Origin of the sequence: Leifsonia shinshuensis, assembly GCF_013410375.1 — a bacterium.
GTDB lineage: Bacteria > Actinomycetota > Actinomycetes > Actinomycetales > Microbacteriaceae > Leifsonia > Leifsonia shinshuensis.
On record NZ_JACCFL010000001.1, the window covers coordinates 2,853,602 to 2,878,535 of the forward strand.

21 protein-coding genes are annotated in these 24,934 nt (G+C 71.4%); 17 read left to right on the forward strand and 4 right to left on the reverse strand.

What is annotated here, in order from left to right; translation table 11 throughout:
* Positions 1-36 precede the first annotated feature (36 nt).
* The gene (locus HNR13_RS13885; protein ID WP_179606658.1) at positions 37-2,973 is read left to right on the forward strand and encodes an MMPL family transporter; all 2,937 of its coding nucleotides are present in this window, start codon (positions 37-39) and stop codon (positions 2,971-2,973) included.
* The gene (locus tag HNR13_RS13890) at positions 2,970-5,030 is read left to right on the forward strand and encodes a YhgE/Pip domain-containing protein (RefSeq protein WP_179606660.1); all 2,061 of its coding nucleotides are present in this window, start codon (positions 2,970-2,972) and stop codon (positions 5,028-5,030) included. The genes HNR13_RS13885 and HNR13_RS13890 overlap by 4 nt, the downstream gene beginning before the upstream one ends.
* Positions 5,031-5,101: 71 nt before the next feature.
* Here HNR13_RS13890 and HNR13_RS13895 read toward each other — a convergent pair whose 3' ends face one another.
* Positions 5,102-6,256 carry an SLC13 family permease gene (locus HNR13_RS13895; protein ID WP_179606662.1) on the reverse strand — a complete coding sequence of 385 codons (1,155 nt, stop codon included), beginning with the start codon at positions 6,254-6,256 and terminating at the stop codon, positions 5,102-5,104.
* Positions 6,257-6,333: 77 nt separating this feature from the next.
* Between HNR13_RS13895 and HNR13_RS13900 the strand changes: the two genes are divergently transcribed.
* Entirely contained in the window at positions 6,334-6,531 is a 198-nt protein-coding gene (locus HNR13_RS13900) for a hypothetical protein (protein WP_179606664.1), read from the forward strand.
* Positions 6,532-6,629: 98 nt separating this feature from the next.
* Positions 6,630-7,094: a hypothetical protein gene (locus HNR13_RS13905; RefSeq protein WP_218881235.1), complete on the forward strand. Its 465-nt coding sequence runs from the start codon at positions 6,630-6,632 to the stop codon at positions 7,092-7,094.
* A gap of 24 nt (positions 7,095-7,118) precedes the next feature.
* Here HNR13_RS13905 and HNR13_RS13910 read toward each other — a convergent pair whose 3' ends face one another.
* Positions 7,119-8,495: a glucose-6-phosphate dehydrogenase gene (locus HNR13_RS13910; protein WP_179606666.1), complete on the reverse strand. Its 1,377-nt coding sequence runs from the start codon at positions 8,493-8,495 to the stop codon at positions 7,119-7,121.
* A 29-nt stretch (positions 8,496-8,524) separates the two neighbouring features.
* Here HNR13_RS13910 and HNR13_RS13915 point away from each other — a divergent pair, with 29 nt between their 5' ends.
* The 3 genes from HNR13_RS13915 to HNR13_RS13925 are packed head-to-tail and all read left to right on the forward strand — an operon-like array spanning position 8,525 to position 11,132.
* A complete protein-coding gene (locus HNR13_RS13915; protein WP_179606668.1) occupies positions 8,525-10,303 on the forward strand; it encodes a glycoside hydrolase family 15 protein in 1,779 nt (592 codons plus the stop codon).
* Entirely contained in the window at positions 10,300-10,602 is a 303-nt protein-coding gene (gene clpS / locus HNR13_RS13920; RefSeq protein ID WP_179606670.1) for an ATP-dependent Clp protease adapter ClpS, read from the forward strand. The genes HNR13_RS13915 and clpS overlap by 4 nt, the downstream gene beginning before the upstream one ends.
* Complete coding sequence (locus HNR13_RS13925) at positions 10,599-11,132, forward strand: DUF2017 family protein (RefSeq protein ID WP_179606672.1); 534 nt, start codon at positions 10,599-10,601, stop codon at positions 11,130-11,132. Before clpS ends, HNR13_RS13925 begins: the two co-directional genes overlap by 4 nt.
* A gap of 15 nt (positions 11,133-11,147) precedes the next feature.
* On the opposite strand, the gene HNR13_RS13930 is transcribed toward HNR13_RS13925, so the two are convergent.
* Complete coding sequence (locus tag HNR13_RS13930; RefSeq protein ID WP_179606674.1) at positions 11,148-12,269, reverse strand: baeRF8 domain-containing protein; 1,122 nt, start codon at positions 12,267-12,269, stop codon at positions 11,148-11,150.
* Between the two features lie 214 nt (positions 12,270-12,483).
* On the opposite strand from HNR13_RS13930, the gene HNR13_RS13935 reads away from it, so the two are divergent.
* From HNR13_RS13935 to HNR13_RS13980, 10 genes are all read left to right on the forward strand, one after another.
* Positions 12,484-14,550 (forward strand): hypothetical protein, encoded by a 2,067-nt coding sequence (locus tag HNR13_RS13935; RefSeq protein WP_179606676.1) that lies wholly within the window; start codon positions 12,484-12,486, stop codon positions 14,548-14,550.
* On the forward strand, positions 14,547-15,569 hold the full coding sequence (locus HNR13_RS13940) for a LacI family DNA-binding transcriptional regulator (RefSeq protein ID WP_179606678.1): 1,023 nt from the start codon (positions 14,547-14,549) through the stop codon (positions 15,567-15,569). The genes HNR13_RS13935 and HNR13_RS13940 overlap by 4 nt, the downstream gene beginning before the upstream one ends.
* 22 nt (positions 15,570-15,591) lie before the next feature.
* Complete coding sequence (locus tag HNR13_RS13945) at positions 15,592-16,902, forward strand: ABC transporter substrate-binding protein (RefSeq protein ID WP_179606680.1); 1,311 nt, start codon at positions 15,592-15,594, stop codon at positions 16,900-16,902.
* 2 nt (positions 16,903-16,904) lie between these two features.
* Positions 16,905-17,861, forward strand: a complete 957-nt coding sequence (locus HNR13_RS13950; RefSeq protein ID WP_179606682.1) for a carbohydrate ABC transporter permease — start codon at positions 16,905-16,907, stop codon at positions 17,859-17,861.
* On the forward strand, positions 17,861-18,790 hold the full coding sequence (locus HNR13_RS13955; RefSeq protein ID WP_179606684.1) for a carbohydrate ABC transporter permease: 930 nt from the start codon (positions 17,861-17,863) through the stop codon (positions 18,788-18,790). Before HNR13_RS13950 ends, HNR13_RS13955 begins: the two co-directional genes overlap by 1 nt.
* A 40-nt stretch (positions 18,791-18,830) precedes the next feature.
* Complete coding sequence (locus tag HNR13_RS13960; RefSeq protein ID WP_179606686.1) at positions 18,831-19,841, forward strand: glycoside hydrolase family 130 protein; 1,011 nt, start codon at positions 18,831-18,833, stop codon at positions 19,839-19,841.
* A gap of 41 nt (positions 19,842-19,882) precedes the next feature.
* A complete protein-coding gene (locus HNR13_RS13965; protein WP_179609487.1) occupies positions 19,883-20,899 on the forward strand; it encodes a glycoside hydrolase family 130 protein in 1,017 nt (338 codons plus the stop codon).
* Between the two features lie 139 nt (positions 20,900-21,038).
* Positions 21,039-21,377 carry a YciI family protein gene (locus HNR13_RS13970; RefSeq protein ID WP_179606688.1) on the forward strand — a complete coding sequence of 113 codons (339 nt, stop codon included), beginning with the start codon at positions 21,039-21,041 and terminating at the stop codon, positions 21,375-21,377.
* A 132-nt stretch (positions 21,378-21,509) separates the two neighbouring features.
* A complete protein-coding gene (locus tag HNR13_RS13975) occupies positions 21,510-22,352 on the forward strand; it encodes an NAD(P)-dependent oxidoreductase (RefSeq protein WP_179606690.1) in 843 nt (280 codons plus the stop codon).
* Positions 22,353-22,437: 85 nt separating this feature from the next.
* On the forward strand, positions 22,438-23,562 hold the full coding sequence (locus HNR13_RS13980) for an AI-2E family transporter (protein WP_246312774.1): 1,125 nt from the start codon (positions 22,438-22,440) through the stop codon (positions 23,560-23,562).
* Here HNR13_RS13980 and HNR13_RS13985 read toward each other — a convergent pair.
* Complete coding sequence (locus HNR13_RS13985) at positions 23,559-24,710, reverse strand: acyltransferase family protein (RefSeq protein ID WP_179606692.1); 1,152 nt, start codon at positions 24,708-24,710, stop codon at positions 23,559-23,561. The two genes, HNR13_RS13980 and HNR13_RS13985, sit on opposite strands and share 4 nt — an antisense overlap.
* Positions 24,711-24,934: the final 224 nt, after the last annotated feature.

Sequence of the window (24,934 nt, forward strand, 5' to 3'; positions counted from 1 at the left end):
TCCGGCGCCGTCGTTCCCCTGACTGCTGGAGAACGCGTGTCCTCGCTCCTGTACTCGATCGGCCGCTGGGCCTTCCGTGCCCGCAAGCTGGTCGTCTCACTATGGCTGCTGCTGCTCGTCCTCCTGGCCGGCGGCGCGATCGCCTTCAACCAGGGCACGGACAACACGTTCAGCATCCCCGGCACGGAGTCCCAGGCGGCGCTCGACACGCTGAGCAGGACCTTCCCGCAGGTCAGCGGCACGAGCGCGCAGATCGTCGTCGTCGCACCGAAGGGCGAGACCGTCGACCAGGCCGCGATCAAGGACCCGGTCGAGAGCACCGTCGCCGACCTCGCCAAGACCGACGGCGTGGCGGGGACGACCTCCCCGTACAGCACCACCGTCAAGAACCTGATCTCCGACGACCGCACCGCGGCGATCATCACCGTGCAGCTGCACGGCCAGCAGACCACCGTCCCCGCCGCGACCAAGACCGCGATCAAGGACGCCGGCGCCGCGCTGCAGAAGGAGCTGCCCTCCGGCTCCCAGACCGCCGTCGGCGGCCAGCTGTTCTCGCAGAACCTGCCGACGATCTCGCTCACCGAGGGCGTCGGCCTGGTGATCGCGATCATCGTGCTGATCGTGACCTTCGGATCGATCATCGCGGCGGGTATGCCGCTCGTCACCGCCCTGCTCGGTGTGGGACTGTCGATGGCGCTCATCTTCATCGCGACGCTGTTCGGCCCGATCTCCTCCACCACCCCGCTGCTCGCTCTGATGCTCGGGCTCGCGGTCGGGATCGACTACTCGCTGTTCATCATCTCCCGCCATCAGAGCCAATTGAAAGCGGGTGTCGACCCGGAGGAGTCCGCCGCCCGCGCGGTGGCGACGGCGGGCTCGGCCGTGCTCTTCGCCGGCATCACCGTCATCATCGCGCTGGCCGGCCTGGCCGTCGCCGGGATCCCGTTCCTGACCACGATGGGCCTGGCCGCGTCCGTCGCGGTGGGCATCGCCGTGCTGGTCGCACTGAGCCTCACCCCCGCGTTCCTCGGCTTCGCCGGGACGCGCATCACGCCGGGGCGCCGCGCCGCGAAGCGAGCCGAGCGCGCGGCCACGCGCTCGACGGGCGAGGCGAGCGTGCCGGAGACCGGCACCGCCGACGCCGCACCGGAGCCCGCGAGCCGCGCCAACCCCTCCCTCGCCCACGCCGCCAAGGCCGAGATCCCGAAGGGCCCGTTCCGCACCTGGGTGCGCGCCGTCACGCGGTTCCCGATCGCGACCGTCCTGGCTGTCGTGGTCGCGCTCGGCATCGCCGCCGTGCCCGCCCTCCAGCTGCGCCTCGCCCTCCCCGACGCCGGCTCGCACCCCAAGAACGACCCGGCGCGCATCGCCTACGACCTGGTGTCCGAGCACTTCGGTCCCGGCTACAACGGTCCGCTGATCGTGACCGGCTCGATCATCTCCAGCCACGACCCGCTCGGGCTGATGAAGAAGCTCGGCGCCGAGATCGCCGACCTCCCCGGCGTCGCCGCCGTGCCGCTGTCCACGCCGAACCAGAACGCGGACACCGGCATCGTCCAGGTCATCCCGACCACGGCGCCGGACGACCCGCGCACCGCCCAGCTGGTCTCCGAGCTGCGCGCCAAGCACCAGCACTTCCTCGACGAGTACGGCGTCGACCTCAAGGTGACCGGCACCACCGCGGCCCAGATCGACGTCTCCAGCCGGCTCGCGGGCGCCCTGCTGCCCTTCGGCATCCTCGTGGTCGGGCTGTCCCTGGTGCTGCTCACGATGGTGTTCCGCTCGATCGCCGTGCCGATCAAGGCCGCGCTCGGCTACCTGCTCTCGGTCGGCGTCGCCTTCGGCGCGGTCACGGCGGTGTTCGAGTGGGGCTGGTTCGCGGACGCGGTGCACCTCGACAAGACCGGGCCGGTGATCAGCTTCATGCCGATCATCCTGATGGGCGTCCTGTTCGGCCTGGCGATGGACTACGAGGTCTTCCTGGTCAGCCGGATCCGCGAGGACTACGTGCACGGCGGCGACGCCCGCCGGGCCATCCAGAGCGGGTTCGTCGGCTCGGCCAAGGTGGTCACGGCCGCGGCGATCATCATGATCTCGGTGTTCGCTGCCTTCGTCCCGGAGGGCGACGCGTCGATCAAGCCGATAGCGCTCGGCCTCGCCGTCGGCGTGTTCGTGGACGCGTTCATCGTCCGGATGACGCTCGTGCCCGCCGTGCTGCAGCTCCTCGGCGACAAGGCCTGGTGGATGCCGCGCTGGCTCGACCGCATCCTCCCCTCGTTCGACGTCGAGGGCGACGGGCTGCAGAAGGAGCTGGAGCTCGCCGACTGGCCGGCGCCCGGCGCCCGGTACCTCGCAGCGGCCGACGGGCTGTCGGTCAGCGCCCGGCGCACGCCGATCATGCGCGACGTGTCGTTCCGGCTCGGCGACGGCGAGGCGCTGGTCGTGCACGGCCCCGACCGGACCGCGGCGCTCGCGCTCGTGATGGCCGTCACCGGCCGCACCCGCATCGACGGCGGGACGGTGAAGGTCGCCGGATTCGTGCTCCCGACCCGCGGCTCCGCCGTGCGGTCGCGGACCTCCGTCGTGCGGCTCGACCACTCCGACACACCGGTGGAGGACGTCCGCCGGGCGCTCGCCAGCGCGCCGGTCATCCTCGGCCTGGACGCCGCCGACAGCCTGACCGACCCGGTGGAGCGCCGCCGCGTGCGGGTCGAGCTCGGCCGCGCCTTCGCCGACGCGTCGGCCGCCGGCCGGCCGTTCGCGCTGGTCGTGAGCTGCGTCGACCCGTCCGGACTGGACGACCTCCTGCCCGACGTGGCGGAGCCCACCGCGGTGCAGCTCGCCGTGGACGCCGACGGCGCCGCGCACGGAACCGCGCCCGTCCCGCCCGCCGCCGACGGCGCGACCTCCACCGACCACCCCCTCGGCGACCACCACGATGCCGCCCACCTCGAGAAGGCGAACGCCCGATGACCACCCCCACCTCGCCGCTGCGCCGTCCGCGCTCGCTCTTCTCGCTGGAGCGGATGCGCTCCGACAAGCGGGTGACCTGGCTGACCATCGTGGGCCTCGTGCTCGTGCCGCTCGTCATCGGCGGACTGCTGGTGTGGGCGCTCTGGAACCCGACCGACCGCCTCGGCGAGGTCAAGGCCGCCGTCGTGAACCTCGATCAGCCGGTGACCGTCAACGGCCAAATCGTGCCGCTCGGTCGGCAGATGGCCGCGGGGCTCCTCGGCGCGAAGAACGAGAACTTCACGTGGGTGCTCACCGACCAGAAGGACGCCGACTCCGGGATCGCGAGCGGCGAGTACGTGGCCGTCGTGACCATCCCGAAGAACTTCTCGAAGGCCGCTACCTCCACGGCCGGCACCTCCGGCGCGGCGACCCAGGCGACGATCGACGTCCGCACCAGCCAGAAGTCGAAGCTCGTGGACCCGGCGATCAGCCAGGCCGTGACCACCACGGCCACCGGCGTGCTCAACAAGCAGCTGACGACGACCTACCTGGAGAACGTCTACGTCGGCTTCAACACGCTGCACGACCAGCTCGCGAAGGCGGCGTCGGGTGCGGGATCGCTCTCCACCGGACTCACGCAGCTGGCGAGCGGGACGCACCAGCTCGCGGACGGCGCGACGCAGCTGTCGACCGGCGCCGACTCGCTCGCGAGCGGGCTCGGGCAGCTGTCGGGCGGCGCGTCCGGGCTGGCGAACGGGCTCGGGACGCTGTCCAGCGGGACCTCGGGGCTCGCGAACGGGCTCGGAACGCTGTCCAGCGGGACCTCGGGGCTCGCGAACGGGATGTCGGCACTCCAGCAGAAGACCGCATCGCTGCCGGCGGACACCCAGCAGCTCGCCGACGGCGCCGCGGGGGTCTCCTCAGGGCTGTCGCTCGCGGCCGGCTCGGCGAAGACGGCGCTCGCCACCTGCGTCGCGGCTCACGGCGAGACGGACCCGACGTGCGAGCAGATCGCCACCACCTACGGGATCATGACGACCCCCCAGGGCAAGAACCCGAGCCTCGTCGACGGCGCCGCGGCGCTGGCGACCGGGACCAAGCAGCTGGCGGCGGGAACTCCGGCGCTGGCGGGCGGTATCGCCCAGTCGGCGTCCGCCGCGCAGCAGCTGGCCGCCGGCACCGCGCAGTCCGCCTCCGGCGCCCAGCAGCTCGCCTCCGGCGCGGCCCAGTCGGCCTCCGGGGCGCAGCAGCTCGCCTCCGGCGTCCAGCAGTCCGCGGACGGCGCATCGCAGTACGCGACGGGCGTCCAGCAGTTCGCCGCCGGCGTCCCCGCGCTCGCCTCCGGCGCCGACCAGTCCGCGGCCGGGGCGGCCTCGCTCGCCTCGGGACTGAACCAGGCCGTCGCCCAGCTGCCCAGCTACGACGCCGGGCAGCGCACCAACCTGGCGTCCGTCGCCTCCCAGCCGGTCGGGCAGAAGCAGTCCGGCACCACCGCGTTCGGCGCGTCGAGCGTCCCGCTGTTCGCGTCCGTGGCGCTGTGGCTGGGCGCGTTCGCGTCGTTCCTCGTGCTGCAGGCGATCTCGCGCCGCGCGCTGCTGACCTCGCGGGCTGCGGGACTGATCGCGTCCGACGGGCTTCTGCCGGCCGCCGCGATCGGCGTCGTCCAGGGCGTGCTGGTCGCGGCGATCATGCAGCCCGCCATGCAGCTCGGCGTCGGCGCGTGGTTCGGCTTCGCGGGGGTCGCGGCCGCGGTGGCTGTCTGCTTCGCGGCGGTCAACCACGGGCTCGTCGCCCTGCTCGGCGGTCTCGGCCGGTTCCTCTCGATGCTCGTCGTCGTGGTCACCCTCGCCTCCGGGATCGTGTCGACCGCGCCCGGGTTCTTCGACAGCGTGACCGCCTGGCTCCCGACGTCGCCCGCGATCACGGCGCTCCAGGGCGTCGTGGACGGCTCGACGGGAGTCTGGCGGGGGCTCGGCGGCCTGCTGATCTGGACCGCCGTCGGCTTCGCGCTCGCGCTGGCCGCGGTCGCCCGCCGACGCATTGTCACCGCCGCGCAGCTCCTCCCCGCGGAGTGACGGCACGGGGGTCGCAACACGCCGTTACGCGCACGCGATAACGGCGTGTTGCGACCCCTGTCCGGCGCGGGTCAGGCGGTGGCGGCCAGGGCCAGCGTCGCGAGGATGACGGTGACGGGGGCGACGATCAGCCCGAGCAGCATGTAGCGACCCCAGCGGATGCGGACGTCGAACGACGTCAGCCGCTGGTGCCACAGCAGGGTCGCCAGCGACGCCCACGGGGTGATCAGCGGACCGGCGTTGACGCCGATCAGCAGGGCGGCCAGGCGGACCGGGCTGCCGGCCGCCGGCTCGAGCGCCAGGTACGCCGGGAGGTTGTCGATGGCGTTCGCGCCGACCATGCCGGTGACCGACAGCCGCAGCAGCGCGAGCGGCGACTCCCCCGACCCCGACACGCGCGCGAGCAGCGTCCCGAGCCCGTTCGCGTGCAGCGCCTCGATGAACAGGAACAGCCCGGACGCCAGCAGCACGAGCTGCCACGGCAGCAGCCCGAACCGCAGCACCGAGCGCCGGCGCACGGCGAAGACGACGAGCAGCACGAGAGCCGCACCCGAGGCCGGCATCCACACCGGGATGCCCGACACCAGCAGCGGCATGAGCGCGACGACCACCGCCGCCGAGACCCAGAACAGCACCGGGTCCTCGATCCCGTCCTCCTGGCCGGTGACGTAGCGGACCAGCAGCCGCTTGCGCGAGATGACGAACACGACCACCAGCGGGACGACGATCCCCACCAGGGCCGGCGCCCACATCAGCGCGGCGAACGCGATCGGCGACGGGTCCCCCATCGCGTGCTGGGCCAGCAGGTTCGTCAGGTTGGAGACCGGCAGCAGCAGCGAGCCGGTGTTGGCGATCCAGACGGTGGTCAGGGCGAACGGCAGCGGGTCGAGCCCGGCGTGCCGGGCGAGCACGATCACCACCGGCGTGAGCAGCACCGCGGTCGTGTCGAGCGAGAGGAAGATCGTGCTCAGCACGGCGACGACGGCGACGAGCAGCCAGAGCAGCCACGCCCGGCCGCGTCCCCAGCGCGCCGTCTGCTGCGCGACGATGGTGAACACGCCCGCCTCCGCGGCGAGCTCGGTCACCACGGTGACCGCGACGACGAAGAGCAGGATCGGCCAGACCCGGTCCCAGAGGGCCAGCGCGTCGGCCGCCGGAAGCAGGCCGGTGAGCACGGCGACGGCCCCGAGCACGAGGAGCACAGCGCCGACGATCGCCGTCCGCATCCCACTCCTCTCCACGCCACACCGTCGATCCGATGCCCTGGGAAGCGTACCCTGGCGGAACGAGCGAAAGGACGCGGATGCGCAAGTTCATCTTCAACGGAGCGGTCATCAGCGCGATCATCGGACTGTGGTCCACGATCCAGGAGACCAAGGAGGGCCGGCGCGACTGGCGGGTGGTGCTCATGTGGGTCAGCGCGGCGATCAGCGTCGTGATCGCGGTCGGGACCGTCCTGGAGGAGTCGCGGGAGGCCGACGAGCGCGAAATCCGGCGCTGACCGCACGATTTCCGCGAATCTCCCGGCGTGTCCGCGCGTCGTGAAGCGCTCGCGCCCCGAAACTGGTTCTCGACGGAGAACCTGGAAGGGGTATCGCGATGTTTGGTCGTAGGCGGCATGCCGCCGCCGAGGTGCAGGCGGCGCCCGTTCCTCAGCTCACGGATGCCCAGATCCTCGAGGTGGTCCACACCAAGATCGCCGAGCTGATCGGCGAGAGCGGTGAATGGACCGTGTCGCGCCGTTCGACCGACGACACCGACTCCATCTTCCACTCCGTCCTCGCGCAGTCCGTCTCGGTCGGCATCACCGCCGCCCTGGTCGAGGCGCGCCGACGCCTGGAGGCCGGAGAGGCGACCGTCGTGGTCGCGTCCGAGCCGCAGCACCGCGCCCCCGCCGAGCCCGTCGCCATCGACGCCCCCGCGGTCGCCGAGGAGCAGGCGCACCAGGAGCAGGAGCAGCCCGCCGCGTTCGGCTGGGAGCCCGCTCCCATCACCGTGTGGACCGACCTGCGCAAGCCCGTCACCGGTGAGCTCCCCGCCATCGCGGAGCGCTCGGCGGCCTGAGCCGCCCCGCCTGTCCGGCTCCGCTCAGCCGATCTTCTTCCACGAGGCCGGGCCGTCCGATCCTGCTCGGTAGGTCTGCAGCGGCACCTCGTCCTTCTTCCACGCCGCGATCACCGGCGCCACGATGCGCCACATCTCCACCGCCGTGTCGCCGCGCACCGACAGCGACGGGTCCCCGTCGAGGATGCCCTCCAGCACCTCCGCGTAAGCGAGCAGCAGCCCGGGCCCGAAGTCCGCGCTGAGCGCCACGCGCTCGATCTCGTGCGGGTCGTCGGGGCCGTTGATGTTCAGCTCCAGGGACATCGCGTCCGGCGCCAGCATGATCCGCAGCATCGTCGGCTCGCGGTGTCCCCTCAGCCCGCGCGGGATGTGCCGCGCCGGTTTGAAGGTGACCAGGATCTCGCGCCGGCGCGTGCCGAGCGCCTTGCCCGAGCGCAGCGTGAACGGGACGCCGGCCCAGCGCCAGGTGTCGATCTGCACCGTCATCTCGGCCAGCGTCTCGGTGTCGTTCGTGGGGTCGACCCCCGGCTCGTTCGTGTAGGCCGGGAGCTTCTGGCCGTCGATCGTGCCCGCGGTGTACCTGGCGCGCCGGCTCGAGATCAGCGGGTCGTCCTTCCAGAGCCGGGTAGCCCGCAGCACCATCGCCTTCGCGTCCCGCAGGTCGGTGGCGTCCAGAGCGCTGGGCGGCTCCATGGCGAAGACCGCGAGCACCTGCAGCAGGTGGCTCTGGATCATGTCCATCAGCGCGCCGGCGTGGTCGTAGTACCTGGCGCGATCCTCCAGCCCCAGCGACTCGTCGTAGACGATGTCGACGCTCTGGATGTGGTCGCCGTTCCAGACCGGCTCCAGGATGCTGTTGGCGAAGCGCAGGCCGATCAGGTTCAGCACGGTGGAGTTGCCGAGGAAGTGGTCGACGCGGTGGATCTGGTCCTCCGGCACCAGCGTCGCCAGCCGCTTGTTGAGCGCGATGGCCGAGCGCTTGTCGGTGCCGAACGGCTTCTCCAGCGCCAGCGTCAGCCCGGCCGGCAGCGTCAGCTTGCCGAGCGCCTCGCACGCCTTGGCGGTGATCGCGGGCGGCAGAGCGAAGTACAGGGCGGGCGCGCCCTCGCAGGCGTCGAAGATCGTCTGCAGGTCGTCGGGCTTCGTCACGTCCGCGGGGAGGTACACGGTGCTCTTGAGCAGCTGCTCCACCGCTGGGCCACCGGCCTTCACCGTCTTGAACGACGCCTTCACAACGGAGCGCCACTTCGCGTCCGACCAGTCCTCGGCCCCGGAGCCGACGAGGTGGAAACGCCGTTCCGGGTGGTGGGTGAGCAATTGTCCGATCGCAGGGAGGAGGAGCCTGGACGACAGGTCGCCACTCGCTCCGAGAATCACCAGAGTGCCCACGGACTGCGTCATGCGCTTCACAGTACGGCCATACTGGGGATATGTCGCTCCCCATCGAGGATTACGCCCTGATCAGTGATTGCTTCACCGGGGCCCTCGTCGGACGGGACGGCAGCATCGACTGGCTGTGCCTGCCGAGGTACGACTCGCAGTCCACCTTCGGCGCGCTGCTCGGCACGGAGGACCACGGCCGCTGGCTGCTCGCGCCCTCCGATCCCACAGCCACCAGCACGCGCCACTACGAGCGGGACACCATGATCCTGGTCACCCGCTGGCGCACCGCCACCGGCGAGGTGGAGGTCGTGGACGCCATGCCGATGGGCGACCACCGCGCCGACCTCGTGCGCCGGGTGCGCGGGGTGAGCGGCCAGGTGGAGCTGCGCGAGGAGCTGCGGATCCGCTTCGGCTACGCGACCGCCATCCCCTGGGTGCGCAGGATGACCGACCAGAAGCCGGCACCGCTCGTCGCGGTCGCCGGGCCGGACGGGCTGGTGTTCCGCGGCTCCGCTCTGCACCCGGCCGACCACGCGCACGAAGGCCGGTTCATCGTCAAGGCCGGCCAGACCGTCGACCTGTCGATGACCTGGTTCCCGTCGCACCGCGAGGCGCCGGCGGCCCTCGACGTCGAGACCTCGCTGCAGAACACCAGGAAGTGGTGGACGGACTGGGCGGACGGCTGCGACCACGACGGGCCGTACCGCGAGGAGGTCGTGCGCTCGCTGCTCATCCTGCGCGCGCTGACGCACCTGGAGACCGGCGGCATCGTCGCCGCGGCGACCACCTCCCTGCCGGAGAACTTCGGCGGGGAGCGCAACTGGGACTACCGCTACGTCTGGCTGCGCGACGCGTCGCTGACGATCGCCGTGCTGCTGGCGCACGGCTACGACGACTCGGTCGACCACTGGCGGGACTGGCTGCTGCGCGCGATCGCGGGCGACCCGGGCGACGTGCAGATCATGTACGGCCTCGCGGGCGAACGCGACCTCGCCGAGCGGGAGATCGACAGCCTGCCCGGCTACCAGGGCGCGCATCCGGTGCGGATCGGCAACGACGCGTCGACGCAGTTCCAGGCCGATGTGATCGGCGAGGTGATGCTGGCGCTCGACCACGGCCGCGAGGCAGGGGTGCAGGAGACCCGGTTCTCCTGGGCGCTGCAGCGCGCGCTGATGGGGTACCTGGAGCAGAACTGGCGCAAGCCCGACCACGGCATCTGGGAGATCCGCGGCGAGGAGCAGATGTTCACCCACTCCCGGGTGCTGGTGTGGGCGGCGTTCGACTGCGCGATCCGCGGCGTCGAGCAGTACGGCCTGGAGGGTCCGGTGGAGCGCTGGCGGCACCTGCGCGACCAGATCCGCGCCGACGTGGAGGCCAACGGCTTCGACGAGCACCGCGGCACGTACGTCCAGTACTTCGGCACGACCGAGGTGGACGCCTCGCTGCTGCTGCTCCCGCAGGTCGGCTACTGCGCCTACGACGACCCCCGGATGCTCGGCACGGTGAAGGCGATCGAGGAGGACCTGATGCGCGCCGGCCTCGCGCTGCGCTACCGCACCGAGAAGGGCGTCGACGGCCTCCCGCCCGGCGAGCATCCGTTCCTGGCGTGCTCGTTCTGGCTCGCCGAGCAGTACGCCCGCTCGCACCGCCTGGACGACGCTGTGCGCCTGATGGACCGGCTCGTCTCGCTGGCCAACGACGTCGGGATGCTCTCGGAGGAGTACGACGTCGAGGGCCGGTCGCAGGTGGGCAACACGCCGCAGGCGCTCACCCACCTGGCGCTCGTGCGCGCCGCCGACGCCATCGCGGAGGCTCAGGCACGGTGACGCCCGCGGTCACGGAACCCGACACCGCGGAGGAGGTCGACCTCGGCGAGCGGCTGGAGCTCGGCTCACCGTGGGTCACCATCGTGTGGAACGACCCGGTGAACCTCATGTCGTACGTCACCTACGTGTTCCAGAGCTACTTCGGGTTCTCGAAGGCGGAGGCGCAGCGGCTCATGCTGCTCGTCCACCACGAGGGCCGCGCCGTCGTCGCCACCGGCACCCGCGAGGAGATGGAGCGGCACGTGGAGGCCATGCACGGCTACGGCCTGTGGGCCACGCTGACGAAGGCGGACGCGTGAGGCCGTTCCGCGCCGACCGGCACGGCGGCGGCGTGCACGCGCGGTTCGAGGCGGGCGAGGCCGCGATCCTGCGCGGGCTGGCCGCGGAGGCGGCCGAGCGGGCCGAGCGCGCGGGAGCGGAGTCGCCGGGCGCGACCTCCGCCGACCCGGCGCTGGCGCGCCTCCTCCCCGACGCGTATCCCGACGACCCGGAGGCGTCGGCCGAGTTCCGCCGGTTCACGGCCGAGCGCCTGGCGGAGACGAAGACGCAGAACGCCCACGTCGTGATCGCCTCGCTGAGCGGGCCTGCGGAGGAGACGGCGCCCGACGGCGCCGTCGACGTGAGCCTGGACGCGGAGCAGGCGCAGGCCTGGCTGCGCACCCTCACCGACATCCGGCTCGGGCTGGCCGCCGGCCTCGGCATCGAGGAGGACGGCGACGAGGGCGATGTGCACGACCTGGAGTCGGCGACGCGCCGCGCGGCCTACGACTGGCTCGCCGCCGTCCAGGAGTTCCTCGTGCTCGCCCTCACCCGCGCCGAGCTCCGCTGACCCTGCCGCCGCGGGTCAGACCGGGAAGCGCACCGCCGCGGCCGCCGCGCCGCCGCCCGGAACGTCCTCCGCGCGCAGCGCGTATACCTTGGCCTTCGACCCCAGCGAGCGCCGGATGATCTCGTCGACCACGCCGTAGTTGCCCGCGGAGTCCTCGTCGGCGTAGGTGATCGTGCCGGTCTCGTCGTCCAGGGTGCCCGGCACCCGCCGGTCGATGTCGAAGACGAGGGTCTCCACCGCGCCGTAGGTCGCCGCCCGGGCGATGTCGCTCAGGTCGGCCAGGGCCGTCCCGGCGGCGATGCGCGTGGAGAAGTCCTCCTTGAGGGCGGCGATCTTGGCCGCGTACAGCCGGTCCAGCACACCGCGCGCCGCGCTCGCCAGCTCGTCCTCGGTCTTCTCCTCCGGGTTGCCGGCGATCACGTCGTCCACCAGGCGCGGGTAGTCCGTGGCGCCGCGGAAGATCCCGATCAGCGGCTCGGCCGCGGCGAGGATGAGCGGCTCGGTGGAGGTCGCCAGCAGCGGGTGCAGCGCCCGCTCGATGGCCTGCACGTACTCCAGCATCCGCACCTTCTGCCCCTCGGAGCCCTGGATGCGCCCCTCGGCGGAGCGCCCGCTGACGGAGGTCAGGCCGACGGCCGACGCGACGTCCTTCGGCATCCCCTCGACCTCGATGAGCGCGGGCGGGAGCTCCGGGTCGATGCGGATCAGCCGGACGGAGTTCTGCGCGAGCGCGAGGATGAGCGCCGACTGCGGGAAGGTCACCGCCCGCAGCAGCGGCTTGATGTAGAACCGGTCGGCGACCTCGCACGCGGAGGTGAGCCGGTTGGCGAGGCGGAAGGTCTCGGCGAGCTCCCCGTCGAGGAAGACGGCGAGCGAGCGGGACTGGTAGCGCCAGAAGTCGCGGTCCTCCAGGATGCCCTCCCCCTCGGCCTGGACGGCGGCGATCCGGCGCCGGTCGACGCCCAGCGCCTCCAGCGACTTCACCGCCAGGGCGAGGTGGTTCTTGAGCTCGATGCGCGCCCGGTCCGCCTCCGGCGGCGTCGTCCCGGTCGGCAGGTAGATGCTGACGCAGCCCGGTTCGCGATGCGCCGCGATCCTCTCGATGTCGGCCTTGGTCGGAATGTCCTTGTACTCCACGTTTCCTCCTCGGTCGGGGCCAGGCCGGACGTCGGCGGCCGGTCGCCCCAGTCTCGTCGCGGGTGCAGGACGGCACAAGACCCCGTGGGGTGAAGCGCCGGGTGACCCCGTTGACAGATCCGAGAACCGCGGCTACCGTCCTTTAAACCGGTTTAGACGTCACCCGTTCAGGGGTGGACGGGACCACACACGAAACGCAGAGACAGGAAACGCGATGAAGCGGAATCGACTCCTCGCCGCAGCGACGGGCGCCGCCCTCGCCGCCGCCGTGCTCGTCCCGGCGCTCGCCGCCCCGGCGGACGCCGCCCCCGCCCCCGCGGCCCCGGCCGCCCCCACCCTGACGAACCTCGCCCATCTGAATTTCCTCCTGGACGATGTGCCGTTGCTTCCCGGGGTCGCGGGTCACTCCACGTATCGGCAGAGCCAGGAGCCGACCGCGCGCGCCCCGTGGGTCTACGCGAACCGCAACGCCGACGGCAGCTTCACGCGGGTCGGCGGCGGCCCGATCACGAACGCCGCGAAGGGCTGGTACGCGCAGGGGTCCTTCGACGCCGACGACATCTCCCGCGCGGCCGTGGTCTACCTCCGCGACTGGAGGCAGAACGGCACGGCCGCCAGCCGCGCCTCGGCCTACGAGCTGCTGCGCGAACTGACCTATCTGCAGGTCGACTCCGGACCGAACGCCGGCAATGTCGTGCTCTGGCAGCAGCACGACGGCACGCTGAACCCGTCCGCGATCCCGGCCGACCAGCCGAACCCGAGCGACTCGGCCGAGTCGTACTGGCTGGCGCGCACGGTCTGGGCGCTCGGCGAGGGTTACGCGGGCTTCCAGAAGTCCGACCCGGCGTTCGCGTCGTTCCTGCAGCAGCGGATGTCGCTCGCGCTCCGCTCGCTGGAGCGCCAGTCGCTCGCGAAGTACGGCACCACCGAGACGGCGAACGGCGTCACCGTGCCCGGCTGGCTCATCGTCGGCAGCGCCAGCCCGACGGCGGAGGCCGTGCTCGGCCTGAGCGCCTACACGGCCGCCGCGCCGGGCGACACCCCGGCGCGGACCGACCTCCAGAGCTACGCGAAGGGGATCGCCAGGCTCTCCTCCGGCGGCACCGGCCAGTGGCCGTTCGGCGCGCTGCTGCCCGAGGCGAACTCCCCCACCTTCTGGCACGCCTGGGGCGGCATGCAGCCGGCGGCGCTGACCGCGGCCGCCACGCAGCTCCACGACGGCGGCCTCCAGAACGCCGCGAACACCGACCTCGCGAGCTTCACCCCGCAGCTCCTCGCCAGCGGCGGCCCGGACAACGGCTGGACCCCGACCCCGGCCGACCCGTCGCAGATCGCGTACGGTGTCGACTCCCGCGTGGAAGGCCTGGTCGCCGCCTCCGACGCGACCGGCTCGACCGGCCTCGCCACCCTCGCCGGCGCCCAGGCCGCCTGGTACTTCGGGGCCAACCCGGCCGGTGTCCCGGTCTACGACCCGGCCACCGGCGTCTGCGTCGACGGGATCGGCGGCGACGGCGGCGTCAACCACAACTGCGGCGCCGAGTCGGCCATCCACACCGAGCTGAGCATGCTCGCGCTGGACGCCCACCCGGCGATCAAGCGCGAGGCGCTGGCGCTGACGCACCGTTCCGCCGTCGACGGCCTCCAGGTCGTGGAGGCCGAGAAGGGCGCGCTCACCGGTCCGGCCACGGTCGTGACCCCGCCATCCGCGTGGACGGGCTCGGCCAACTGGTCGGGCGGCGCCTACGTCTCCGCCGCCACAGGCGCGACGGTCACGATGACGCTTCCCGCAGGCCACGCCGCCGCGCGCATCCTCCCGATCGAGGACCTCGGACCCGACGGCACCGCCACGAGCGGGTCGGGCACGACGGCGTGGACGGCGAGCGCGGGCAACCGCACCGTGCAGCTCGGCACCAGCCAGAACGTACGCCCCGGCGCACAGGGGATCGCGCCCAGTCCGGTGTTCCTGCTGCCCCGGACCCTGCCGGTCTCCGCTCCCGCGGACGCGACCACGATCACGGCGCGCGTGAGCGGCCAGGGCCGCCTGGACGCGGTGCTCGTGCAGCCGGTGGTCTCGCACCTCGGCCTGACCGGATCCAGCAGCCTCGACGTCTACGTCAACGCCACCTCGGCGACGGTACCGCAGCACCTCGGCTCCTCCGGCCCGGTGCTCGCCACCCGCTACGACGCCTCCGGCCACCAGGTCGGCGCCCCGATCCCGTTGAACGGCCACGGCACGGTCACGGTCGTGCCGGGCGGCTTCACCACGGTGGTGCCGCGATGACGCCGGCCGACATCACGATCAACGACGTCGCACGAGCGGCGGGCGTGAGCAAGGGCCTGGTGTCCCTCGCGCTGAACGGCAAGCCCGGCGTGGCCCTGGACACCCGCGAGCGCATCCTCGCCGCCGCGCGGGAGCTCGGGTTCACCCCGAACCCGAGCGCCCGCGGGCTCACCACCCGGCGCGCCTACGCCCTCGGCCTCATCCTCCGCCGCGCCGCCCGCACCATCGAGGTCGACCCGTTCTTCGCGGCGTTCATCGCCGGCGTCGAGACCGTGCTCTCCGAGCGCGGCCAGGTGCTGGTGCTGACCGTGGTCCCCGACCACGAGGCGGAGGCGCGCGCCTACGAGCGCCTCGCCGCGGACAAGCGGGTCGACGGCTTCCTGCTCACCGACCTCCTCGCCGACGACCACCGCATCGCGCTGGTGCAGCGGTTCGGCTCCCAGGCGGTCTCGCTCGGCGAGCCCGTCGGCGGCAGCCCGTTCCCCGTCATCACGCGCGACTACGACGCCGGCATCGACGAGCTGGTGGCGCACCTGCTCGGCCTGGGCCACCGGCGCATCGCGCACGTGTCCGGCGACGAGCGGATGCTGCACGGCCTCCGCCGCCGCGAGCGCTTCGAGCAGGCGATGCGGGCGGCGGGACTGAACCCCGTGATCGTCCCCACCGACTTCTCGCCGGAGCAGGGCGCCGAGGCCACCAAGACGCTCCTCGACTCCGCAGAGCCGCCGACCGCGATCGTCTACGGGAACGACCCGATGGCGATCGCCGGCATGGGCGTCGCGCACGAGCGCGGCCTCCGGCTCCCCCACGACCTGTCCATCACCGGGCTGGACGGCTCCCAGATCGGGACCTACATCTATCCGACCCTCACGACCCTGGACAACGACCCGGCCGGCTGGGGCATCGCCGCCGCCACCGCACTGCTGCGGCTGGTGGAGCACGGCGAGCCTGCCGACGTCGCCCTGCCCCCTGCCCGACTGGTGGTGCGCGCCTCCACGGCGCCGCCATCGCGTCACTGAAATCACGGAAAGAGCACACATCATGCGCAAACGCATCACCGGCTTCCGCAGACTCGCGGTCGCCGTCATCAGCGCCGGCGTCGTCGCCGGCACCCTCGCCGCCTGCGGCTCCAGCGGAGGAGGCGGACAGACCGACGCCATGAAGGCGCACGGCCCGATCACCATCTGGTACTCGAACAACGCGCAGGAGGTGCAGTGGGGCAAGGCCATGGTGGCCTCCTGGAACTCCGCGCACCCCAAGGAGCAGATCAAGGCCCAGGAGGTCCCCGCCGGGAAGAGCACCGAGGAGGTCATCGGCGCCGCCATCACCGCGGGCACGACGCCCTGCCTGGTGTTCAACAACCTCCCGGCGGCTACCGGCCAGTGGCAGAAGCAGGGCGGCCTCGTCGACCTGTCGAAGTTCTCCGACGGCGCCTCCTACATCGAGTCCCGCAGCGGCAAAGCGGCCGACCAGTACAAGTCCCCTGACGGCGACTTCTACCAGATGCCGTGGAAGCAGAACCCGGTGATGATCTTCTACAACAAGGCGCTGTTCCAGAAGGCCGGCCTGGACCCGAGCAAGCCCGACCTGTCGACCTACGACAAGTTCCTCGCCGCGGCCCAGAAGATCAAGTCGTCCGGCGCCGCGCCGTACGCGATCTACCCGGCCCCGACGAGCGAGTTCTTCCAGCCGAACTTCGACTATCTGCCCCTGCTGGCCGCGCAGACCGGCGGCAAGACCTTCATCGAGAACGGCAAGTCGACGCTCACGAGCCAGGACTCGCTCGACGTGGCGAACTTCTGGAAGAGCATCTACGCCGACGGCCTCGCCGGCAAGGAGCAGTACCAGGGCGACGCCTTCGCCGACGGCAAGGCGGCCATGGCCATCGTCGGCCCGTGGGCCATCGCGTACTACGGCGACAAGATCCAGTGGGGCTCGGTGCCCGTCCCGACCAAGGACGGGAAGTCCGCCGACGAGACGTACACCTTCCCGGACGCCAAGAACATCGGGATGTACACCTCGTGCAAGAACCAGGGCACGGCCTGGGACGTCATCAAGTACGCCACCTCGAAGGACCAGGACGGCAAGCTGCTGGACGTCACCGGCCAGATGCCGATCCGCTCCAACGTCGCGAGCGTCTACTCCAGCTACTTCGACGCGCACCCCGCGTACAAGGAGTTCGGCGCCCAGAGCGAGCGCACCGCTGACGACCCGACGGGCACCAACACCATCGCCCAGCTGCAGGCCCTCCGCGACGCCTACTCCAAGGCGGTGATCAACGGCAACGGCTCGGTCGAGGACGCCTTCAAGGCCGCGTCCCAGAAGATCGACCAGCTCCAGGCTCAGAAGTAGCCATGAGCACCCTCTCCGCTCCCCCGGCGGCGGGCACCGCGCCCGCCGCCGGGACGGCCCCGCGGCGGCGCCCTCCCCTGGTGAGGCGCGTCCTCGGCAGCAACCCGCTCGGCTGGCTGTTCGCCGCGCCGTACCTGATCTTCGTCCTGCTGATCTTCGCGTACCCGCTGGTGTACGCGGTCTACATCTCGTTCTTCGACTACTTCTTCGCGGCCCCCGGCGCGCAGGTCACGCAGCCCTTCGTCGGCCTGCAGAACTACGTGCAGGTCTTCACCGACCCGGCCGTGATCCAGTCGTTCATCAACGTCGGGATCTTCCTGATCATCAACGTGCCGCTCACCGTGGTGCTGTCGCTGGTGCTCGCCAACGGGCTCAACAGCATCACGCGATTCCGGACGTTCCTGCGCGTGAGCTACTACGTGCCGTACGTCACGGCGAGCGTCGCGATCATCGGCGTCTGGCTGTTCCTGTTCAACAGCACGGGACTGGTGAACCAGATCCTCGGCCCGCTCGCCCCGAACCCGTCGTGGTTCGTCAACCCGGTGCTGGCGATGCCGACCATCGCGATCTACGTGACCTGGAAGCAGCTCGGCCTCTACATCCTGCTGTACCTCGCGGCGCTGCAGAACGTGCCCCGCGAGCTGTACGAGTCGGCGGCGACCGACGGCGCCGGGCGGGTGCGGCAGTTCTTCTCCGTCACCGTGCCGGGCGTGCGTCCGGCGACGGTGCTGGTGCTGCTGCTGGCCACGATCACCGGCGCCAACCTCTTCACCGAGCCGTACCTCCTCACCGGGGGCGGCGGCCCGGACGGCCACTCGACCTCGCCGGTGCTCCTGATCTACCAGCAGGGCATCCAGCAGGGCCACCCGGGCTACGCCGCCGCGATCGGCGTCGTGCTCGTGATCCTGGTGCTGATCATCGGCTGGCTGCAGAACCGATTCGCGGGAGGACGCGACTGATGACCACCCTGAAGACCACGGGCGCGGACCCGGCGGCGCGCAGCCCGCGCGCTCCCCGGCAGCGCCGCCGCCGCGACCTGGCCGCCTCCACGCGGCTGAGCCGGCCGCAGGCGATCCTGCAGGGCGTCGTGCTGACGCTCGGCGCCATCGCCTTCCTGTTCCCCTTCTACTACATGCTGGTCGGGTCGCTGCAGGCGTCCCCGGACACCACCGTCGCCGGCGCGTTCCCGAACCCCGCCAACCTGACTCTGCACAACTACGCGGCGATCGACTCCCGGATCAACCTCTGGCAGGGGCTGGTCAACTCGGGCATCTTCACCGGCGGCGTGCTGCTGTTCACGGTCGTGTTCGGGGTGCTCGCCGGGTACGCGCTCTCGATCCTGCAGTGGCGGGGCCGCGGGGTGACCTTCGCACTGGCGCTGCTGGTGCAGACCATCCCGTTCCAGCTGCTGATGATCCCGCTTTACGTGCTGATCGCGCGCAACTACGGGCTCGGCGACAGCTACCTGGGGATGATCCTGCCGTTCGCGATCAACTCGGCGGCGGTGCTGATCTTCCGGCAGTACTTCCTGCAGTTGCCGCGCGAGCTGTTCGACGCGGCGCGGATCGACGGCGCCGGGGAGTTCACGCTGCTCTGGCGCGTGGCGCTGCCGCTGGTGCGCCCGGCGCTGGTCACGGTGCTGCTGCTGACCTTCATCGGCCCGTGGAACGAGTTCCTCTGGCCGTTCCTGATCACGAAGGAGGCGAGCCTGCAGCCGCTGGCCGTCTCGCTGGCGAACTACATCAGCACGGTCGCGGCCTCCACGTCGAACCCGTACGGGGCGATCCTCGCCGGGGCCGTGGTGCTCGCCGCACCCGTCGTGGTGCTGTTCATCGTGTTCCAGCGCTACTTCACCTCCACCGACATCGGCTCCTCCGTCAAGGGCTGAGCCGGCCGCCCACCACCCGTCACGCAACGCAAGGAGAACCGTGGACGCCGTCTACACCGACGCCCTCCGCCTCAGCTACGAGGAGGCGCTGGGTCACTCCAACGCCCTCACCGACCACATCTCGACCGACCACTTCTCGGCGAACTACGTCGACCCGCCGGACTGGGCGATCGGCCCGTTCCAGCGGGACCCGGCGCTCACCTTCCGGCTGGACGGCCAGTGGGACGACCCCACCGGCGTCGGCTGGACGAGCAGCGCGATCTTCAACCCGACGATGATCGAGCGCGACGGCGAGCTGCACCTGTTCTACCGCGCCTCCCCGCGGATGGAGTCGCTGGCCAGCCGGATCGGCCACGCCGTCCGCCGGGACGGGGTGTGGCACGACGACCCGGCCAACCCGGTCGTCTACCCGACGCTGCCCAACGAGCCGCTCGGCTGCGAGGACCCGAAGGTCTACGAGGCCGACAGACGGTATGTGCTGTTCTACAACGCCAATCGGCGGACGGAAGCGGGCGACATCGCCGTCGACATCATGGGAGCCGTCTCCGACGACCTGATGTCGTGGGAGAAGATCGGCCTCGTCGTGCCGCTCGAGGTGTCCCAGGACTGGGCGAAGGGCGCCGTCGTGCCGCGCGACGAGCACGGCCGCGCCGTGCGGATCGGCGGCGAGTACCTGATGTACCTCTCCGAGGGCTGCGGCGGCCGGCCGATGATCGGCCACTCCGACGACCTGGTGTCCTGGACCTTCGCCGAGCAGCCCTACCTCGACCTGTCGCCGCTGTCCGGCAGCCTGTTCGAGGTCGCCTGCGCCGTGGTGCGCGGGGACGACCTCGTGCTGGACTTCTTCTACGCCGACGAGAACGGCGACTTCGCCGCGGCCCAGGCGCACTACTCCGTCGACGCCCCCTTCACGCAGACCGGCCTCCACCGCGGCGGCTCCCTCGCCTGGGGCGGCCTGCAGAGGCTGGACGGCCGCTGGTCGTTCGCGCAAGGCTGGGACGCTCCCCGAGGAGAGCGCGAACTCTACGTCTACAAGGAGGTCACGACGTGACTGCCCCCTTCCCGTATGCACTCACCCGCGCCGGCGTGGTGATGACCCCCGACCCCGGCGAGCCGCTGGAGGCCGAGGGCGTGCTGAACCCCGCGTCCGGCCGCGACGCCGACGGCGAGCTGTACCTGCTGCCCCGGCTGGTCGCCGACGGCAACGTGTCCCGTGTGGGCCTCGCCCGGGTCGTCGTCGAGGGCGGCGTACCCGTCGGCGTCGAGCGGGAGGGGGTCGTGCTGGCGCCGGACCGCGACTTCGAGCGCGGCCGGCGCAACTCCGGGGTGGAGGATCCGCGCACCACGTTCGTGCCGGCCCTCGGCCTCCACGTGATGACCTACGTCGCCTACGGCCCGCTCGGGCCGCGCACCGCCGTCGCCGTCTCCTCCGACCTCCGGTCCTGGCAGCGCCTTGGGCCGGTGAGCTTCGAGTACGACGACGAGCTCGGCGTCGACCTGGCGCTGTTCCACAACAAGGACACCGTGTTCTTCCCGGAGCCGGTGACGGGACCGGACGGCGTGGAGAGCCTCGCGGTGCTGCACCGGCCGGTGTGGGACCTCGGCGAGGTCCGCGACGGCGAGGGCGCGCACCCGCCGACCGGACTGGAGGAGAAGCGGCCGAGCATCTGGATCGCGTTCATCCCCTTGGCCGCCGTGCGCGACGACCTCGGTGAGCTGGCCCGGTGGCGGCACAACCGGTTCCTGGCCGGCCCGGAGTTCCCGTTCGAGGAGCTGAAGATCGGCGCCGGACCCGCGCCGGTGCGCGTGCCGGAGGGCTGGCTGCTGCTGCACCACGGCGTCACCGGCCGCCTGGAGCGCGGCGTCGACCAGCAGAAGCACGTCAACTACGCCGCCGGCGCGATGATCCTCGACGCCGACGAGCCGTGGAAGGTCGTCCAGCGCACCGCCGAGCCGCTGCTGAGCGCGGAGACCGAGGAGGAGCGCAGCGGCATCGTGCCGAACGTGGTGTTCCCCACCGCGATCGAGCGGGTGGGCGAGACCGATTGGGTGTTCTACGGGATGGCGGACTCCAAGATCGGGGTCGCGAAGCTGGAGCGGGTGGGCTGACCCCCGGCGACATTCCGCACGAATGTCGACGTTCGCCGCGTCAGAGTCGACATTCGTGAGGAATGTGACCGTTCTGGGACATGATGTCGAGATGACACCTCCCCGTTCGTACGAAAGGTGAGAGGAAGGAATCACGACCATGTCCCAGTACCTGCTCAGCGTCTACCAGCCCGACGGGCCCGTCCCCGAGCCGGAGGTCCTCGCCGCGATCGGCGAGAACCTCGACGCCCTCAACACCGAGATGCGGGCGGCCGGCGCCTGGGTGTTCTCCAACGGCCTCCTTCCGCCGGAGTCGGCCACCGTGCTGCGGCCGTCGGGCTCCGAGGTGCTCGCCACCGACGGACCGTTCACGGAGAGCAAGGAGCACCTCGGCGGCTTCACCATCGTCGATGTTCCCAATCGGGACGCCGCCCTCGAGTGGGGCCGACGGCTCGCCGTCGCGACGACGCTGCCGATCGAGGTGCGGCCGTTCGCGTGAGCGGCGAGGATGCGGCGGCGGTCAGCTCCGGAGGGATCGACTCGCCGCTCCGGGAGGCGGACGGGCGCGCTTCAGGTCTTCCGCCCCGCCTCCCGGGTTCCGTCTGAGCCGTCGACGGTGGACAGTGGCGCTATGGACATCGCATTCCTCGGGCTCGGCCGCATGGGCCGCGAGCTCGTCCCCCACCTGATCGACGCCGGCCACATCGTGACCGTGTGGAACCGCTCACCCGGCCCCGCCGAAACGATCGGCCGTCGCGGCGCCCGTGTCGCGGGCTCCGCCGCGGAGGCGGTCGCCGGCGCGGACGCGGTCGTGAGCGTGCTGTTCGGACCCGACGCCGTCCGGGAGACACTGCTCGACGCGGACCTGCCGTGGCGCCCCGGCACGCTCTGGATCGACGTGACCACGGTGTCGCCGGACGACGCATCCGAGTTCGCCGGGCGCGCGGCCTCCCTCGGCATCCGGTACGTCGCCTCCCCCGTCGTCGGCTCGCTCGCTCCCGCCCGCGCCGGCGCACTCGCCGTCCTCGTCGGCGGCGACCACGACGCGGTCCGCGAGGCAAAACGCATCGTCGGGCTGTGGGCGGACCAGGAGAAGCTCCGCACGTTCGACACGCCGGCCGCCGCGGCCGCCGCCAAGCTGGTGGCGAACCTCGCTCTCGCGATCTCCATGGAGGCACTGTCCGAGGCCCTCCGGTTCGGCCGTGCCGCCGGACTCGCCGACGACGACGTGCTGGCGACGCTGTCGCTGACCGGGATCGCGCCGTTCGCGGCGATGAAGGGACCGGTCGTCGTCGCGGGCGAGTTCGACGACGCCCAGTTCACGGCCGACGCGCTCGCCAAGGACGCGCGCCTCATGCTCGCCACCGCCGACGTGCCGCTCCCGGCCGTCGCGCTGGTCGCGGCGGAGTTGCAGCGTGCGATCGACGCGGGCCAGGGCGGGAAGGACTTCTCGGTCATCGCGCGCGACCGCTGACCGCGCGTCGCGCTTGTGGCCCCGCCTTCCGCGCCCCTACGCTCGGCGGAAGGCGTGACACACGCCGACGACGAGAGGCGGGGCCATGCGTTTCATCCAGTCGCCGGAGCGGCGCATGCAGGCGCACGCCGGTGACGGCGGCGGCGCCGCCGACGGCGACGGCGGACCGCTGTACAAGCGCAGCCCGCTGCTGTTCGGCTTCGTCGTCACCCTCGGCGCCCTCGGCGCGATCGCGACCGGGTACATGCTGTACGGCCTCCGGTCGATCATCTTCTCGGTGTTCCTCGCAGCGTTCGCGACGGTCGGCCTCGACCCGCTGATCCGCTGGTTCCAGCGGCACGGGATGAAGCGCGGCTGGGCGCTGGTCACGGTCATCCTGCTCATCGTCGGCGTGCTGGTCGGGATCATCTGGGTGGTCGTTCCGCTCATCATCCAGCAGATCACCAACCTCGCGACGGCCATTCCCGCCGAGGTCGCCAAGCTGCGCGCCGAGGGCTGGTACGACACCACGAACGCGGCGAGCAACGGCGTCCTGGGTCAGGCGCTCACCTGGATCTCCGACCAGGTGAAGAACCCGCAGACCTGGGCGAACGTCGGCAACGGCCTGGTCGGCTTCGGCCTCTCGGTGCTGAACGGCTTCACCACCGGGTTCTTCATCGCCATCCTGACCATCTACTTCATCGCCTCCTACGACTCCACGAAGGCGTCCCTCTACCACCTGGTGCGCAAGTCCCACCGCGACCGGTTCGAGGGCTACTCCGAGCGGATCCTGCAGAACTTCGGCAAGTACCTGAGCGGCATGGTGATCCTCGCGTTCTTCAACGCGACCTACAGCCTCATCCTGCTGCTGGTCACCGGCGTGCCCGGCGCCTTCCTGATCGCGCTCGCGGCGTTCTTCATCACGCTGATCCCGCTGATCGGAACCGTGCTGACCACGGTGATCATGACGGTGCTGGCGCTCATCCACTCCCCGGTGAGCGCGATCGTCGTGCTCGTCTTCATGCTGGTCTACATGCAGGTGGAGGCATACGTCCTCACGCCCAAGGTCATGGGCAAGGCGGTGTCGGTGCCCGGCTCCGTGGTCCTCATCTCGGCGCTCGCCGGCTCGACGCTGTTCGGCCTCCCGGGCGCGCTGGTGGCCATCCCGATCTCCGCGGGGATCATCCTCATCATCAAGGAGGTCGTGATGCCGCGGAAGGACCGGACCTAGGCTTCCGCCGCCGCCGGGGCGGGCGCCGGTTTCCACCGTTCCCGGATGGTCCGCGCCACGTGCCGGGAGAGCCGGTGCGCCCACTTCTCGACGCCGAAGTAGAACGCGACCGCCAGGGCGAGGCTGCCCACGATCTGCACGATCGTCGTCCCGATCCCCGGCCCCATCACGAACGCGAGCCCGATCGTCAGCGGGCCGTGCGTCAGGTAGAGGCTGAACGAGATGGTCCCGAGCGCCACCAGCGGCCGCCACCGCAGCACGCGGCGCAGCGGCGGGAACGTCAGGGCGAGGCAGAGCAGCAGGACGATCCCGGCGAGGCGGAGCAGGGTGAACGCGTTGCTGGTGACCAGCGACCTCGTGCCCGCCTGCTGGATGATGAAGAAGTTGAACGTGTACGACGACGTGATCAGGAACACCGCGACGAGCACGCCGGCCGTGCCGAGGAGCGTCCCGCGGAGGTCCCCGGCCGCGACGACGCGGAGCCGGTCGGCGATCGCCTCCCAGTGGAAGCCGAGCACCGACCCGATGAGGAACATCGGCATGTAGAGCAGGAACAGCGAGTCCGTCCACACGCTGGCGACGATGAGCGCGACCGAGGCGGCCAGCGCCAGCTTCGGCATCGACCGCGCGGCCAGCACGTAGATCGGCAGCAGGATCGAGAACAGGACCTCCCACTGCAGCGACCACAGCGGCACGTTCGCCGAGGTGGTGCCGGTCAGCAGGGTCATGTCCCGCACCATCAGGCCGAGACCGTAGTCGTTCGGGAGACCGCCGACGAACGGGCTGTTCGCCGGGGTGACCTGGCGTGGAAGCAGAATGAACGTCAGTGCGGTGAGCAGCACGGCGGCGATGATCGGCAGGTAGAGCCGGATGATCCGGCTCGGGTAGTAGGCGTCCCAGCGGTAGTGCGGCGACGCGGCGGAGCGGGTGAGCACGAAGCCGGAGAGGATGAAGAACAGCCAGACCGCCTCCGGGCCCGCGCTGAAGATCCGCAGCGGCGAATACATGATCAGGTTGTACCAGGGGCTCGCGACGGGCGCGAAGTGCGAGCCCACCAGGAAGCCGTGCAGAGAGCTCGCGGTCGTGTGCCACAGCAGGACGGCGAACGCCGCGGCTCCGCGCAGGGAGTCCAGCTCGGTCGAGCGCACGGGTTTGCTTCCGGTCGAGCGCACAGTGTTCGTCGAGCGCACAGTGTTCGTCGAGCGCACAGTGTTCCTTTCGGCCGATCCGTGGCAGGGCACAGCGGTTGATCCTGATGAGGCGGAGGTGATCGGGGATCGCAGCGGCGGGGAGCTGCGCCGCAACCGCGGGCGATGGAGGCGGCCTCCCCGCGCCGATTCCGTCATCGAGACTACCCGACGCGCCGGGAACG